This is a genomic window from Arthrobacter endolithicus, assembly GCF_026627425.1.
Taxonomy (GTDB): domain Bacteria; phylum Actinomycetota; class Actinomycetes; order Actinomycetales; family Micrococcaceae; genus Arthrobacter_M.
In genome coordinates this window covers 61307-76823 of record NZ_JAPNLH010000017.1, presented here as the reverse complement: position 1 = coordinate 76823, position 15517 = coordinate 61307, and the positions used below count along the sequence as shown (strand labels likewise).

The window sequence follows — 15517 nt, the reverse complement described above, 5'->3', positions numbered from 1 at the left end:
GTCCGATCTAATCGGACGCATCCGCGGCGCAGGTAAGCAGCTCTGCGGCTCCGGTGATCACTAGATCAACGCGGTGCTTTGGGACTGAAGCCGGCATTTCAGCCCTGTTCCGGGCCAAAGGTTGCCGTCGGGGTCCACCACAGCGGGATGGTGACGCCCTCCGCCGGACCGACGGTGTTGGCGACTTCCTTGGCGCGGGCATAGCCGGACTGTGCGTGCCGGACGACTCCGATGCCGCTGTCCACCGTCAGGCAGGCCTTCAGCCGGTAGGCGGCGGTGTCGGTCCCGTCGGCGATCATGGTGACGCCGGTGTGCACCGAGTCTCCCATCGCGTAGTTCGCCTGGATGGCGATCAGGTCGCACATGCCCGAGGCGTTGAGCAGGCCGTTGAGATACGGCCAGTCGGAGATCAGATCGGATCCGTCGGGCATATTTTCCGATTCGAAGGTCGGATTGATGATCGAACCGGAGTCCAGGTTGTCCCGGGAGAACGCCACCGTCCCCTTCACCTCACCTCGCTGGATCAGTTCATTGACGGCCAGACCGAACTTCTTCCGCTGGCCGAAACCGAGGTAGCAGACCCGCGCGGGCAGTCCCTCAATGGGAATGTGCTTCCGCGCCAGGGTGATCCAGCGGGTGGCAATTTCATCATCCGGAAACAGCTCGAGGACAAGGTCGTCCAGGCGCGCCAGGTCTTTGGGATCCCCGGAAGTGCACGTCCAGCGGAACGGTCCGCGGCCCTCCAAGAACAGCGGCCGCAGGTAGGCGGAGACAAACCCGGGGATTTTCAGCGCGTCCTCGAATCCATGCAGCTGGCATTCGCGCCGGATCTGGTTGCCGTACTCAAAGGTGGGAACGCCATTATCGAAGAACCGGTTCATCGCGGTGAGCTGGCGGACCATCGCTGTGCGGGAGATTTCGAAGTACGCGTCCCGGTCCTTCTTGCGGAATTCTTCCGCCTCCAGGACTGTGTAGCCGATCGGCACGTAGGCCAGCGGGTCGTGGGCCGGGGTCATTTCCGTGACGACGTCGGGGCGGACGTCATGCTCCAGGGCGTACTCGAAGAGTTCGGTGGCATTTGCCACCACGGCGATACCCAGCGGTTTTTTGGCAGCCGCGGCTTCCTGCGCCAGCTCGATCGCGTGCGGGATGGAATCGGCCAGCACATCCGCATAGCCCACCTTGATCCGGTTGTTGATGATCCGCTCGTCCACGTCCGCGCAGATGGCAACGCCGCCGAGCATCGTCATGGCACGGGGCTGGTTGCCGCCCATCCCGCCCATGCCGGCACAGAACAAGATCTTCCCGACCCAGCTGCCGTCCAGGTGGATGTCGGCGACGGAGCGGAGCGTTTCAAACGTGCCTTGGATGACTCCCTGCGTGCCGATGTACTCCCATGGCGACGCGGTGTACTGGGCGAAAATAGTCAGGTTCTTGTCCTGCAGGTCGTAGAACGTCTTCCAGTCCGGCCGGACGAAGTTCGTCGTGGCCATGACCACCCGGGGCGCAAGCTCATGGGTGTCGAACACGGCCACCGGCATGCCGGACTGGACCACCAGGGTCTGGTCATCGGCCAGGTTCTTCAGCGAGTCCACGATCGCGTAATACGACTCCCAGTTCCGCGCCGCCTTCCCGATGCCGCCGTAAACGACCAGATTTTCCACGTGCTCGGAGAGTTCCATATTGTTCTCCAGCATCCGCAGGATGGTTTCCTGCTTCCAGCCCTTGCAGCGCAACTCGTCTCCGCGCTGTGCCTTGACCTCGTAAAGGATCTCCGGCTTTTGCGCAGGAAGTTCACCGAACGCGATGCCGGTAGCGTTGCCGCCCGGATGCTTGGTGGTGATCGAAACTGTTTGGTCGGTGGTCAGTGACATAGTGTGGTGCTCCTTAGTTGAGGGTGGAACGGACGACGTCGGCCACGGCACCACTGTGCACCAGCGCAACTGCCGAACGGACGCGTGGATAGAGAACGGTGTCTTGGGTGATGTGGTCAATCAGCCGGCCGTCGGCCGAACGGTGGGACCGGAGTAGTTCCAGGACTGCCCGGCTGCTCGGTGAGAGGGCGGAGACATCCTTGCCGGCGGCCGTGAGGCGCAGTTCCAGCGCTTGGGCCGCCATTAGGAGCTCGATTCCAATGACGTTTTCGATGTTCGAGACAATTTGCCGGGCGTGACGTCCGGCGTTGTTAGCCATCGACACGTGATCCTCCTGATTCGCGCACGTCGGGATGGAATCCACGCTGTCCGGATGGGCCAGGGTTTTGCAGTCCGAGACCAAAGCGGCCGCCAGATACTGCGGAAGCATGTAACCGCAGTCCAGTCCGACCTTTTCGCTGGCTATCAGCATGTCCGGCAACCCGCGGTTCAGTGTGCCGTCGTCGAGCCTGAACAGCCGACGTTCGGCGATGCTGCCGATTTCCGTGACAGCAATCGAGAGGAAGTCCGAGGCAAAGCCGACATATTCGGCGTGGAAGTTGCCGCCCGAGACGGCTTTGAGCGTCCGTGATGCCGGAAGATCGGGGAAGATCAGCGGGTTGTCCGTGGCGGCGTTGATCTCGGTCTCCACAATCCCCCGGACAAAGCGGAGCGTGTCCTTCACGGCGCCTAAAACCTGTGGTGTGCAACGCAGCGAATAGGCGTCCTGCGGGGGCTGCCGGACCGGGTCCTGCTCTTCGCTGCCGTCAATGAACTCACTGCCGGCCAGCAGCTCACGGATTCGCGCGGCGACCTCAATCTGTCCGGCATGGCCGCGGGCCTGATGGATCTGCGGGATGAAGGCATCCCCGAAGCCTGTCAATGCCTCAATGGACATGGCCGCTGTGATCTGCGCCGTTTCCAGCAGATTCTCCGCATCCGCGAGGGCCAACGCGGCCTGGGCTGCCGAAAACGAGGTCCCGTTGGCGAGCGCCAGACCTTCCTTCGGACCCAGGACGATGCGTTCAATGCCGGCGGCCTGCATGGCGGTGATGCCGTCCACCAGCCGGCCGTCCAGGAATGCCTCACCGCTGTCAACGGCCAGGTCCTCACCCGCAGGCCGGGTCATGACAATGGCCAGATGTGCCAGCGGGATGAGGTCCCCGCTGGCGCCGAGGGAACCGAACTCCGGGACTGCCGGAAAGACACCTTTTTCCAGCATCGTCAGCAGTGTTTCGGGGACAATGCGGCGGACTGCGGAGTACCCCCGGGTAAGGCTTACGGCACGGACGAGCATTGAGCCCCGGACCACTTCCTCATCCAGCGGACGCCCCACCCCACTGGCGTTGGAGATAATGAGACGGCGCGAGAGCTCCGAGGCGTCCTCCACCGTATCGAACGCCTGACGTCCTGCCAGGGATCCAAAGCCGGTGTTAATGCTGTAGATGGCGGCGACTTCTTTCCCGTCGCGCATGTCATCCATGATGGCCGACACCCATTGCTCGCTCGCCTGCATCGCGTCGATGGCAGCCGGAGCGATGGACACCGGCTCCCGGCCGCGCACCACCGACATGAAGTCCTCCAGTGTCAGTGGTGCATTTCCAATTTCGATCACCGTTTAGCCTCCTAGTAGATTTATGTAACGCTAATCACGTTGACTCAGATGGCAAGCATCGCTTCTCATAGAACGATAATCTGCGCGTCGGTGGCTTATCGCACAGCGAAATCCACCTCCCCCTGCCCGCGCAGGCACAGTGGGAAAGTATCGGAACCAGTCCCGCAATGCGTGCTCAATGGAGTATGCGCGATTATTGCTCCCCGATAAAACGGAATCGATAAAAGTCCGAACACGGCATACACTCCAGCAAGGGTGATCGGGCGCAACCCCGTCTCTGCCCGCTGACCTTTGCCACCTGCGAAAAACACGAGGGACAAGATGACCGCTATTGAAGACTCCGCCGAGCAATTGCGGGTTGAACTAGTCGACTTACGCCGCCAGCTGCACCGCATTCCCGAGGTGGGGCTGGACCTGCCTCAAACGCAGGCGCTGATCCTGGAAAAACTCGCCGGGCTCGATGGGCTTGAGGTTGTCCCCGGCACCCGGCAAGGCTCGGTGACGTGTGTGCTTCGGGGCGGGAAACTAACGCCAGATGGGCGTCCCGGGCCTGTTGTACTGCTGCGCGGTGATATGGATGCCCTTCCGGTGACCGAGGCGACAGGGCTGGACTATGCCTCCGATATCAACGGGTCCATGCATGCGTGCGGGCACGATCTGCATATGGCGGCGCTCTACGGGGCACTGCGGATTCTCCATGACCGGCGGGCGGATCTTTGCGGGGACGTCGTCTTCATGTTCCAGCCGGGGGAAGAAGCGTACGACGGGGCCCGCTTTATGGTTGAGGACGGGGTGCTGGAGGCGGCCGGCCGCAGAGTCGAGGCGGCCTTTGGGCTGCACGTTTTTTCCGGCAACTATGACAGCGGCGTGTTTTACTCACGACCAGGAACCTTGATGGCCGGCTGCGACGAACTTTTTGTGACGGTCCGGGGTGAGGGCGGCCACGGCTCCGCGCCGCACCAGGCGAAAGATCCCGTTCCGGTCGCCTGTGAGATGGTCTTGGGCCTGCAGACGCTGGTCACCCGCGGCTTTGATGTCTTCGACCCCGTCGTCGCTACCGTAGGGCGCATCCAGGCCGGCACACTGGGTGTGATCATTCCGGAGACGGCAAGCTTCGATGTAACGCTACGGATGTTTTCGCCGGCACACCGGGAAAAACTGGTAGCCGATGTCAAGCGTCTGTGCCGGGGAATCGCGGCCGCGCACGGGCTCGACGCGGAAATATCCCAGGCTCCCGATTATCCTGTGACGGTGAACTCTCCGGCAGAATTTGACTACGCCAGGCGAATTATCACCGACACCTTTGGGGCGGAAAGCTTCCACGAAATGGAGCATCCGGTGGCCGGGTCCGAGGACTTTGCCCACGTTCTCCGCGAGGTTCCCGGTGCGTACCTGCTCTTGGGGGCGTCCCTGGAAAAGGATCCCGCGCTGGCTCCAATGAACCACTCGCCACGTGCCGTTTTCGACGATGCAATTCTGCCCAAAGCGGCGGCATGTCTGGCCGAGCTGGCGTTTCAGCGGGCAGGAATGGCGGCATCGGAAAGTGCCGATGGTGCCGATGGTGCCCTTGACCTGCAGCCGTGAGGGCAACCGGCAGCGCTTCCTTGACCATCAGTGAGCACCGGGCCGTTGCCCGGGCCAGTAAACCGTGGCGCAATGGCCTTGGCACAACTGCCGAAATAGCCACGGACAGCTCTGAGGGTGATTACGCGTGGCGGATCTCCCTCGCCGCTATTTCCAGGGACAGCACCTTTTCCACCTTCGCCGGCATGCAGCGCATCATCACAGTTTTGGGCCCAGGCGGGGTGCGCCTGAGTACCGAGGGAAGGGGGAGTCGTGAGCTACAGGTGTTTGAGGCTCACCCCTTCGACGGGGCAGCACAGACTCGATGTGAATTGTTATCAGGTCCGGTTCGGGCACTTAACCTGATCTACCGGCCGGCGAGGATCACCGCCCGGATCCAGTGGCCGGTGCTAACCAGGTCTCACATGGTCCGTTCTGACGCGACAACCATCCTGGCATTTAACAGCGGACCGGCAGTCCGTATTGTTCCAGCACAAAACCCGGCCATCGAGCTGGGCGACGACGACCTGCTGCAGGTTCACAATAGGGCGGGCAGTACCGAACTTGTCCTGCACGGCTCGGCGAAGGGACGCTGCGCAATTATCGAATTGTGGCAAATCTGACGCGTGACGAAGGGCGCCGCAGGCTTTGTCAAGACCACTGGCCCGCCATGGTGCCGAGTAAAAGGTTTGTCTTGCTTAGACGAGCGGCCACGGGTACCGCATGCCGGTATGGTCAGTCGGCAGCACGCCGTCCCGCAACAGCCGCCGCACCCGGCGCTGCAGAGCGGTGACCTCTGCGTCGTCGAGGAGCTCGACGACGTCGGGCGGCACAGCTTCGGTGAGCGGGGAGAGGTCCGCAAGTAGGGCGTCGGGGATGGGAACGCCGGCGAAGTCCCAGATCACGGTGCGCAGTTTGTCTCCTGCCCCGAAGCACAGCCCGTGGTCGATGCCCCACACCCGCCCGTCGTCGCCGCGCAGCACGTGCCCGCTTTTGCGGTCAGCGTTGTTGGCGATGCAGTCAAACAGAGCGAGCTGGAACAGCGAGCGGTGGGTCTCGGGTGCGTCAGAGTACAGGGTGAAGTAGTGCTCACTGAAGTCGCCCTCGACGAACCACTGCAGCGACCCGATGCCGAGGGGGGAGTCCTCGCGGATCACCGTCGGCGGCACCAGGTCCCATCGAAGGTAGGCACTGAGCAGGTACGCCGCGCGTTCCCGACGGAACAGCCCGGGCTCAAAATCGGACAGTGGCCGTTCCCCGACCTCCGGCTTATAGACCGCCCATGCCGAGTCGTCTCCACACGAGGCTTCGACGAGGAAGGTCGCGTTGCTGCTGCGTACGATGCTCCCGAGGAGCTTGATCCGGCCCTCGACGAGCAGCGTCAGCTCCCGGGCGGCCACGGTTCGTCCCGCTGCACGTCGTATGCCGGCGTTGCCCTCAGTTTGCTCAAAGGTTCCTGGCTGGCGTTCACCATGAGCACGGCCGGCGCCTGACCCGGCACATACGAAATGACCGAAACCGAGCCCGGGCTGATGACGATCCGTTGGAAAAGGTCCAGATGCGTGCCTAGGGCATAGGCGACGGCAGCCTTGATCGGGTCTGCGTGCGAGAAGCAGACGACGACGCCACCGGCGTGGGCAGTGCACAGCACCTCGAGGGTTTCCACCATCCGGGCCTGCATCTGCGCAAAGCTCTCGCCGCCCGGGAAGCGGAAGGCCGACGGCGTACGCTGCACGGTCTGCCACTCGGGCAAGCCCGCAAGCCCGGCGAGCGCGGCGCCGGTCCACTCGCCGAAGTCACACTCGATCAGGCCGGCGTTCTCGCTCACCTCCAGCCCGGTGCGGGCCGCCGTGGGCTCCGCCGTCTCCAGCGCGCGCTCCAGCGGCGAGGAGAACAGACACGTGACCGGGAGACCTGTGAGTCGTTCGGACACCAGCACGGCCTGGCCCCTGCCCCGGTCGGAGAGGTGCAGTCCCGGTGCCCGCCCGGGCAGCACCGTGCCCGTGGTCGGCGTCTGGCCGTGGCGCACCAGAAGAAGGAGGGTACTCGGCGGTGCCGGCGGCGCTGCGGGTGCCGGCGGTGGTGTTACGGTCATCACCTATAGCCTATGCGCTGCCACGGGTTCACGCGCCCCACTTACGAGACTTTCGATGCTGGATTCTCTGCACTTTTCCCGATGCACTACACCTTTGAGGACTAACGTAGAGGGATGATTGATCGTCCCGACATCTTCACCGTTGGTGAACTGCGTGCAGCCGGCCACGTCCACAAGGACCTGCGCCACGAGATCCGCGACAACCTGCTCGCCGCGCTCGCGGGGGGCCGGGACCCATGGCCCGGGATCTTTGGTTTCGGCCGGACAGTCCTTCCCCAGCTTGAGCGTGCGTTGATCGCCGGTCACGACGTCGTCCTGCTCGGTGAGCGGGGACAGGGCAAGACGCGGTTGATGCGCACTTTGGTGGGATTGCTCGATGAGTGGTCGCCGGTAATCGAGGGCTCGGAATTGAATGAACATCCCTACGAGCCGATCACGGAACAGTCCCGGACCCGTGCGGTTACCGAAGGCGAGCGGATGCGCGTTGCATGGCGGCACCGCTCGGAACGATACGTCGAGAAGCTCGCCACCCCGGACACCTCCGTCGCCGACCTTATCGGCGACGTGGACCCAATGCGGGTTGCCGAGGGCCGCCGGCTTGGGGACCCGGAAACGATTCACTACGGGCTTATCCCACGCGCCAACCGCGGCATCGTTGGCATAAATGAACTGCCCGACCTCGCCGAGCGGATTCAGGTCGCGATGCTCAATGTGATGGAGGAGCGCGACATCCAGATTCGGGGTTACGTGCTGAGGCTGCCGCTTGACGTGCTCGTCGTCGCATCCGCCAACCCGGAGGACTACACCAACCGAGGCCGGATCATTACCCCGCTCAAGGATCGCTTTGGCGCCGAGATCCGTACCCATTACCCGATTGAGCTGGACGACGAGGTTGCCGTGATTGCCCAAGAGGGCCATCTGGTCGCCGACGTCCCCCCCGTCCTGCTCGAGATCCTGGCCCGCTACACCCGTGCGCTGCGGCAGTCTCCGGCCATCAACCAAAGCTCCGGGGTTTCGGCACGCTTCGCGATCGCGGGCGCCGAGACGGTCGCTGCGGCGGCGCTGCACCGCGCCACGGTGCGCGGGGAGGACGAGGCAGTCGCGCGGATCGTCGACCTGGAGTCGGCCGTCGAGGTCCTTACCGGCAAGCTCGAGTTCGAATCCGGTGAGGAGGGGCGTGAACAAGCCGTCCTGGACCACCTCCTGCGCATGGCCACGGCCGAAGCCGTACGGATGCATTACCGCGGTCTCGACTTTGGTCCACTCGTGGCCGCGCTCGACGGGCACCTGACCGTGACCACCGGGGAACAGGTCACCGCCCGGGAGTTTCTCGAAAATCTCCCGTCCCTGGACGGGTCCGGTCTCTACGAGGAGATCGGCGCACACCTGGACGCGAAAAACGACGGGCAGCGCGCCGCCGCCATCGAATTGGCGCTGGAAGGTCTCTTCCTTGCCCGTCGGATCTCCAAGGAGTCCGACGGTGGGGAAACGATCTACGGTTAGGAAGAGGAAGAGGCACCATGATGGGCGCTCACAACAGGTCCTCCCGATACGGGCTATACACCGGAGGACCCGATCCGCTCGCCCCGCCGGTCGACCTGGCCGAGGCGCTCGACGCGATCGCCGAGGACGTCATGGCAGGCTACTCGCCCCGGCGCGCCCTGCAGGAGTTCCTGCGGCGCGGGGGCCGGAACAGGGAAGGGCTGGACGACCTTGCCGGCCGGGTTCAGCAGCGCCGCAATGATCTGCTCAGCAGCCACCGCCTCGACGGCACCCTCAACGAGGTCAGGAAGCTTCTGGACACTGCGGTCTTGGAGGAACGCAAGCAGCTCGCGCGGGACGCCATGATGGACAATACCGACCGTGCATTCCGGGAAATGCAACTGCAGAGCCTGCCCTCGTCCACTGCGGCAGCGGTCAATGAACTCGCCTCCTATGACTGGCAGTCGGGCAGCGCAAGGGAGGCCTATGAGCGGATCAAGGATCTGCTGGGGCGCGAGGTCCTGGATCAGCGGTTCGCCGGCATGAAACAAGCGCTCGAGAGCGCCACCGATGAGGACCGCTCGGCCGTGGGCGAGATGCTGCGCGACCTGAACGAGCTGCTCGACAAACATCGGCGCGGTGAGGACACGGACGCGGACTTCCAGGAGTTCATGGCGCGGCACGGCAGCTTCTTTCCGGAGAATCCACAAACCGTCGAAGAGCTGGTCGATGCCCTCGCGCAACGGGCTGCTGCGGGGCAGCGGCTCCTGCAGTCCATGTCCGCCGAGCAGCGCGATGAGCTAATGAGTTTGTCTGCCCAGGCTTTCGGTTCACCGCAACTGATGGCCCAGCTCGATCAACTCGACTCAAGCCTGCGTGCCCTGCGTCCTGGGGAGGATTGGACGGGCTCCGAACGGTTCGAGGGACAGGAGGGGCTGGGACTCGGCGACGGCACGGGCGTGCTCCAGGACATCGGGGAACTCGACGAGTTGGCCGAACAGCTCTCCCAGTCCTATAACGGATCACGCTTGGACGACCTGGACCTGGATGCCCTGGCCCGCCAACTTGGGCAGGATGCTGCTGTAAGCGCGCAAACCCTGGCCGAGATTGAGCGGGCGATGCAGGACGGGGGCTATCTGCAGCGCGGAGACGACGGCGACCTGCAGTTGTCACCGCAGGCCATGCGGCGGCTCGGGAAGTCGCTATTGCGGGAGACCGCCAAACAACTTTCCGGTCGGCAGGGGAATCGGGACACGCGTACCGCCGGCGCCGCCGGCGAGCAGACTGGCTCCAGTCGTGAATGGCAGTTCGGGGATGTCGAACCATGGGATGTCACCCGCACCATCACCAATGCAATTCACCGCACCATCGCCGACGGCGGGGATCCTGGCCGCGGGTTGCGCCTCGGGGTGCATGACATCGAGGTAACGGAGACTGAAGCACGCACCCAGGCGGCCGTCGCCCTGCTTGTCGATGTGTCGTTCTCCATGGCCGCCGAGGGACGGTGGGTGCCGATGAAACGCACCGCGCTCGCCTTGCACCACCTCCTCTCCACCCGGTTCCGTGGGGACCGGCTGGCGCTGATCACCTTCGGCCGTTATGCGCAGTCCATGGATATCGGTGAGCTCACCGCACTGCCCGCGCTGCGTGAGCAGGGAACCAATCTGCATCACGGCCTGCTGCTGGCCAGTCGTTTTTTTCGTCGGCACCCCTCCATGCAGCCAATCCTCCTTGTGGTGACCGACGGCGAACCGACCGCGCACCTGGTGGCGGAGGGCGAGTCGTGGTTCTGCTGGCCGCCGGACCCGGAAACAATCCGCGTCACGGTCGCTGAACTCGACCGCCTTGGGCGGGCCGGCACGCGCGTCACGTTCTTCCGCCTCGGCGACGACCCGGGCCTCGACCGGTTCGTCGCCCGGATGGCCCGCCGGGTCGACGGACGCGTCGTCGCGCCCGACGCTGCGGATCTCGGGGCTGCGGTTGTCGGGGAATACCTGCGCGCTCATTTCCACGGACCCTACGACGACGCCGACTGGGCTTCATAACTGCAGGGGAGAGCATGCTTTGACGCTGGCACCGGGCCAAACGGCTGCCGTGAAGCTCGGCTGAGGCACGGCTAAATCAGCCCGAGGGCCTTCACCGCGTCACGTTCCTGGCGTAGCTCAGCGACGGAAGCATCTATCTTGGTCCTCGAGAAGTCGCTGATCTCCAGCCCCGGGACAATCGTGTAGGAACCCCCGGACGTGGTCACGGGGAAGGAACTGACCACTCCTTCGGGCACACCGTTGGAGCCGTCGGAGGGAACCGCCATGGACGTCCAATCGCCGTCGGGCGTTCCTTGCACCCACAAACGCATGTGCTCCAGGGCGGCATTGGCGGCCGATGCTGCCGAGGACCCGCCGCGGACGGCTATGACCTCCGCGCCGCGCTTGGCGACGCGGGGAATAAACTCGTCCCGGATCCAGCCCCGGTCCACCAGTTCCGTGGCCGGCCGGCCGTCCACCATGGCATGGAAAATGTCCGGATATTGCGTGGCCGAGTGATTGCCCCAGATGGCCATATTCCGGATTGCATTGACCGCGGTGCCCGTCCTGGCCGCCAGCTGGGCGACGGCGCGGTCATGATCCAGCTTGGTGAGCGCGGTGAAGCGCGACGCCGGGATGTCCGGGGCATGGGCGGCGGCAATCAGCGCGTTGGTGTTGGCCGGGTTGCCCACCACCACCACCTTGATGTCGTCCGCGGCGCCGTCGTTGAGGGCCTTGCCCTGCACGGAGAAGATACCGCCGTTCGCGGACAGAAGGTCCCCGCGCTCCATGCCGGGACCGCGCGGTCGGGCACCCACCAGAAGCGCGAAGTTGGCGCCGTCGAAGGCCCGGGCCGGATTGTCATAGACGTCCATGCCGGCAACGAGCGGAAAGGCGCAGTCCAGCAATTCCAGTACCGTGCCCTCGGCGGCCTGCACGGCCTGCGGAACTTCCAGAAGGTTGAGCCGGACCGGAACATCGGAACCCAACATGGCCCCGGAAGCGATCCGGAAAAGCAGAGCGTAGCCAATTTGTCCGGCGGCTCCGGTCACGGTTATCGTCACGGGAGCGGCTGCAGTGTGTGGGTTCATGGCGCCAGCCTACGCCCCGTTCTCCGCCGCGGCCGGGTGTTCCTGACCGGCGGGCACAGACCGCTGCTTCCGCCGCCGGAACCTGGGTGCATTGCTTGTCGCGCTGTGATCAAGCTCCGACGCCTAGCTTTTTTGCTGTGTCTGAGTATGTTTTAAGAGGGGGGGCCACACATAACATCACGAAAAGAACGACACCGCACGCAGCCAGCAGAGTACACGGCGGGACGCGCTGAGGTCCGCCAGGAGCGCAAGGAGTAGAGATGACAACGGTAAGTGATTTCGTCATTGAGCGGGTTCGGCAGTGGGGCGTCAGCCGGGTGTTTGGTTTTCCCGGTGACGGGATCGGTGCGTTCGATGGTGCGCTCGGCAAGGCAGAACGCGACGGCGACGGATTGAAATACATCCGGCCCACTCATGAAGAAATCTGTTCCCTGATGGCCACCGCGCATGCAAAGTTTACCGGCGAGGTCGGGGTGTGCATCGCGACCTCCAGCCCGGGAGCATTCCATCTGCTGAACGGGCTGTACGACGCGAAGATGGACAACCAGCCCGTCGTGGCGATCATCGGACAGCAGGGACTGCCCTCGCTCGGAACCTTTACCCAGCAGGAAAGTAATCTGGAGCGTATCTTGGCGGACGTGGCGGTCTACGTGCAGACGATCGTCTCGCCCAAGCAGGCGCAGGCAGTGGTCGACACCGCTTTCCGTACGGCCCGTGTCCGGCTGGGACCGGCAGTCATCATCCTTCCCCACGATGTGCAGGGCATGGACATGGAAGAGCTCACGCCGGAGAACTGGGTGTCCCGCTCCAGCGCGGTCGCTCCCTCGATAGCCATAGTTCCGCCGGAGAGCGAGATCATGAAGGCCGCGGCCATCATCAATGCGGGAAGCAAGGTCACGTTCCTGGTTGGCCACGGCTCCAATGGTGCGACGGATGAGGTGCTGGAAGCGGCACGGCTTGCCGGGGCCGGTCTTATCACTGCCCTGCGCGCCAAACAGGTCGTACCGTCTGACGTTCCCCACCACAGCCAGCAGCTGGGCCTGCTCGGCACCCGCCCGAGCATGCACCAGATGAACGACTGCGACACGCTTGTTTTCCTCGGAACCAACTATCCATACAGCCAGTTCCTGCCGCCGAGTGGACAGGCACGGGCGATCCAGGTGGATCTTAAACCGGAGCAAATGGGACTGCGCTACCCGACCGAGCTGAATATCTGGGGCGATGTGAAGGCGACTCTAAAGGCCCTCATCCCGCACCTGGAGGCGAAGACGGATCTTTCGTGGCAGGCGAACGTTGCGAAGGAGATGATCGAGTGGGAGCACGAGATGGAAGCGGAGGCGATGCTGAACTATCCCGACGGCGTCAACCCGCGGCGCGTCTACCTTGAATTGAACAAGCGTCTTCCACCACAGGCCATTGTCACGGCGGACGCAGGCAGCACTGCCGACTGGTATGGTCACCATATCCGTCTGCGCCGCGGCATGATGGGGGACCTCTCCGGCCGGCTCGCATCCATGCTGGCGGCCATGCCGTACGCCGTTGCCGCGAAGTTCGCGCACCCCGAACGGTCTGTCATTTGCACCATCGGTGACGGAGCATTTCAAATGCTTGGCTTGAACGAACTCATCACGATTAAGAAGTACCTGCACGACTGGGACAATCCGCAGCTGATCATTATGGTCCTGCATAACAATGACCTGACTCAGGTGTCGTGGGAGATGCGCACGGAGGACGCGAATCCGGTGTGGGAGACATCACAGGATGTCGAATCGATCGACTATGCGGGATGGGCCGAACTGCTCGGGTTCCAAGGTATCCGGGTCAAGAAAGACGACGAAGTCGCCGCGGCTTGGGATGCCGCTTTTGCCCATCGCGGCATCACGGTCATTGACGCCTACACTTCCAGGAATGTGCCGCCGCTCCCACCGCACATCACGCTGGAATTCGCCAAGAATACCGGCGAAGCGCTCTTGAAGAAGGATCCTTTCGAGGTCGGCGTCATCCGTGATTCTGCCGAGGCGCTCCTCGCCGAGGGCATCGAGCGGGTCAAGGGAAAGCTCCACATCGGCCAGGACAAGGATCGGCCGCAGAGCCCTGATAAGGGGGACGACTAGCCTCACCCGTCCCGGGGCCGCACCGGTAGTAGTACGGGTTTCGAAGGGCGGCCGGCGAATGCCGCCCGATACCTAGGTAAGTAGCTGCGAAAGTTGGAACCAGCATGCCTGAATTCTTCCCGTGGTGGGTAGCTGTCACCCACTTTCTAAACCTGTTTTTTTTGTTGCTGTTGGCCAGGAGCGGACTGGAGGTACTGTCGGCCTTCCCCAAGCTCTACTGGTACGACAGCTGCCCGCCGGGCCGGGAGTGGCTGCGGTTTTCCAAGAAGATATATGGTGCTGACTCGCGAAAGCCATGGACCTCCTTGGACGAGGAGGAGGCGTGGACACCATTAATTGCCCTGCCGGGAAAGAAGAATATTGGATTGGGCAGGCACTGGCATTTTATGAGTGTGCAGTTTTGGATCCTCACCGGTCTGGTCTACATTGTGCTGGTTTTAGCCACCGGGTATTGGCATTATCTGATTCCTACGCACTGGTCGATCATCCCGGACTCGATCAACTCCGTTGGTACCTATCTGCACTTCCAGATCCCGGCAAAGATTCCCGGCGAACCTTTTGAACCGGCGCAGAAGCTGACCTACTTCATAATCATTTTCCTGCTGGCCCCGTTCCAGGTGCTCACCGGCGCAGCCATGTCCCCGTCCGTGCTTGCCCGCTTTCCGTGGTATGGCAAAATCTTCCACGGAAAGCAGGGCGCCCGCAGCCTGCACTTCCTGGGACTCGTCGCTTTCGCTGTGTTCACCGTCATCCATGTATTCATGGTGCTGGTCCACGACGTGCCAAAGGAGGCAGCCAGCATTGTGCTGGCAAACCCGGACGCTAACGGTGTCGAAGCGATCATCATTGGCTGTGCTGGATTGTTCCTGATCCTGGTCCTCCATGTAGTGATTACCTGGTTCTCGCTGCGCTACCGGCGCCGCACCCAACGGATGCTGGGAGTCATAGTCAACCCCTTTGAGCGGGTGATCTCGAAGTCCTTCCTTTCCCGGGAACGGTTCGACAGCAAAGACATTTCGCCCTATTTTCGGGTCAATGGCTATCCGCCAACCGGCGAGCACTACGAACAGCTGGCGGAGGAAGGTTTCCAGGACTACAGGCTGCCGATCGGAGGCCTCGTGGACCATCCGGTGTCACTGTCGCTCGAAGACTTGCGCGGGCTGGGCGAGCAGTCACAGATCACCAAACACAATTGCATCCAAGGCTGGACTGCAGTTGCGCAGTGGGGCGGCGTGCCACTGGCCCGCATCATTGAACTTGTTGGCCCGCAGGAACGGGCCAAGCATATTGTGTTCTATGCCTTCGATGACAAGGGCCTAACGGAGGGCGAGGGCCGTTATGGATTCTATTACGGCAGCATCCCGGTGCACCTGGCGAGGAATCCGCAATCGATCCTTGCCCTGGAAATGAACGGGGAACCACTGCCCATCGAGCACGGTGCACCGGTGCGGGTCCGCCTCGAAACCCAGTTGGGATTCAAAATGGTCAAGTGGGTGTGTGCTATTGAATTTGTCGAAGATTACAGGAATACCGGGATGGGCCAGGGCGGCTGGCGCGAGGACCAACAGTACTACGCCAACGCCGCAGGCATTTAGATTCATGTTCCGGGCCGGACACAAC

Annotated in this window: 11 protein-coding genes; 6 read left to right on the top strand and 5 right to left on the bottom strand. The window is 63.1% G+C overall.

Annotation, left to right across the window (positions count from 1 at the left end):
* Nucleotides 1-98 precede the first annotated feature (98 nt).
* Entirely contained in the window at nt 99-1874 is a 1776-nt protein-coding gene (locus tag OS914_RS14360; RefSeq protein WP_267546747.1) for a urocanate hydratase, read from the bottom strand.
* 13 nt (nt 1875-1887) lie between these two features.
* The gene (locus OS914_RS14355) at nt 1888-3528 is read right to left on the bottom strand and encodes an HAL/PAL/TAL family ammonia-lyase (RefSeq protein ID WP_267546746.1); all 1641 of its coding nucleotides are present in this window, start codon (nt 3526-3528) and stop codon (nt 1888-1890) included.
* 321 nt (nt 3529-3849) lie between these two features.
* Between OS914_RS14355 and OS914_RS14350 the strand changes: the two genes are divergently transcribed.
* The gene (locus tag OS914_RS14350; RefSeq protein WP_267546745.1) at nt 3850-5112 is read left to right on the top strand and encodes a M20 metallopeptidase family protein; all 1263 of its coding nucleotides are present in this window, start codon (nt 3850-3852) and stop codon (nt 5110-5112) included.
* The gene (locus tag OS914_RS14345) at nt 5109-5714 is read left to right on the top strand and encodes a HutD/Ves family protein (protein ID WP_267546744.1); all 606 of its coding nucleotides are present in this window, start codon (nt 5109-5111) and stop codon (nt 5712-5714) included. Before OS914_RS14350 ends, OS914_RS14345 begins: the two co-directional genes overlap by 4 nt.
* Before the next feature lie 75 nt (nt 5715-5789).
* Here OS914_RS14345 and OS914_RS14340 read toward each other — a convergent pair whose 3' ends face one another.
* Nucleotides 5790-6491, bottom strand: a complete 702-nt coding sequence (locus OS914_RS14340; RefSeq protein WP_267546743.1) for an SCO1664 family protein — start codon at nt 6489-6491, stop codon at nt 5790-5792.
* Entirely contained in the window at nt 6473-7186 is a 714-nt protein-coding gene (locus tag OS914_RS14335) for an MSMEG_4193 family putative phosphomutase (RefSeq protein ID WP_267546742.1), read from the bottom strand. The genes OS914_RS14340 and OS914_RS14335 overlap by 19 nt, the downstream gene beginning before the upstream one ends.
* 114 nt (nt 7187-7300) lie before the next feature.
* On the opposite strand from OS914_RS14335, the gene OS914_RS14330 reads away from it, so the two are divergent.
* Nucleotides 7301-8689 carry an ATP-binding protein gene (locus OS914_RS14330; protein ID WP_267546741.1) on the top strand — a complete coding sequence of 463 codons (1389 nt, stop codon included), beginning with the start codon at nt 7301-7303 and terminating at the stop codon, nt 8687-8689.
* Nucleotides 8690-8709: 20 nt separating this feature from the next.
* Entirely contained in the window at nt 8710-10713 is a 2004-nt protein-coding gene (locus OS914_RS14325; RefSeq protein ID WP_267546763.1) for a vWA domain-containing protein, read from the top strand.
* A 71-nt stretch (nt 10714-10784) separates the two neighbouring features.
* On the opposite strand, the gene OS914_RS14320 is transcribed toward OS914_RS14325, so the two are convergent.
* Nucleotides 10785-11783, bottom strand: a complete 999-nt coding sequence (locus OS914_RS14320) for a malate dehydrogenase (protein ID WP_267546740.1) — start codon at nt 11781-11783, stop codon at nt 10785-10787.
* A 260-nt stretch (nt 11784-12043) separates the two neighbouring features.
* On the opposite strand from OS914_RS14320, the gene OS914_RS14315 reads away from it, so the two are divergent.
* Nucleotides 12044-13897, top strand: coding sequence for a thiamine pyrophosphate-requiring protein (locus tag OS914_RS14315; protein WP_267546739.1), 1854 nt, complete (start codon nt 12044-12046; stop codon nt 13895-13897).
* A 104-nt stretch (nt 13898-14001) separates the two neighbouring features.
* The gene (locus OS914_RS14310; RefSeq protein ID WP_267546738.1) at nt 14002-15492 is read left to right on the top strand and encodes a molybdopterin-dependent oxidoreductase; all 1491 of its coding nucleotides are present in this window, start codon (nt 14002-14004) and stop codon (nt 15490-15492) included.
* Nucleotides 15493-15517: the final 25 nt, after the last annotated feature.

Bases quoted from the DNA above. Each gene is read 5' to 3' on its own strand.
- OS914_RS14360 (WP_267546747.1), bottom strand. From the start codon at position 1,874: ATGTCACTGACCACCGACCAAACAGTTTCGATCACCACCAAGCATCCG.
- OS914_RS14325 (WP_267546763.1), top strand. From the start codon at position 8,710: ATGGGCGCTCACAACAGGTCCTCCCGATACGGGCTATACACCGGAGGA.
- OS914_RS14330 (WP_267546741.1), top strand. From the start codon at position 7,301: ATGATTGATCGTCCCGACATCTTCACCGTTGGTGAACTGCGTGCAGCC.
- OS914_RS14335 (WP_267546742.1), bottom strand. From the start codon at position 7,186: ATGACCGTAACACCACCGCCGGCACCCGCAGCGCCGCCGGCACCGCCG.
- OS914_RS14315 (WP_267546739.1), top strand. From the start codon at position 12,044: ATGACAACGGTAAGTGATTTCGTCATTGAGCGGGTTCGGCAGTGGGGC.
- OS914_RS14320 (WP_267546740.1), bottom strand. From the start codon at position 11,783: ATGAACCCACACACTGCAGCCGCTCCCGTGACGATAACCGTGACCGGA.
- OS914_RS14310 (WP_267546738.1), top strand. From the start codon at position 14,002: ATGCCTGAATTCTTCCCGTGGTGGGTAGCTGTCACCCACTTTCTAAAC.
- OS914_RS14350 (WP_267546745.1), top strand. From the start codon at position 3,850: ATGACCGCTATTGAAGACTCCGCCGAGCAATTGCGGGTTGAACTAGTC.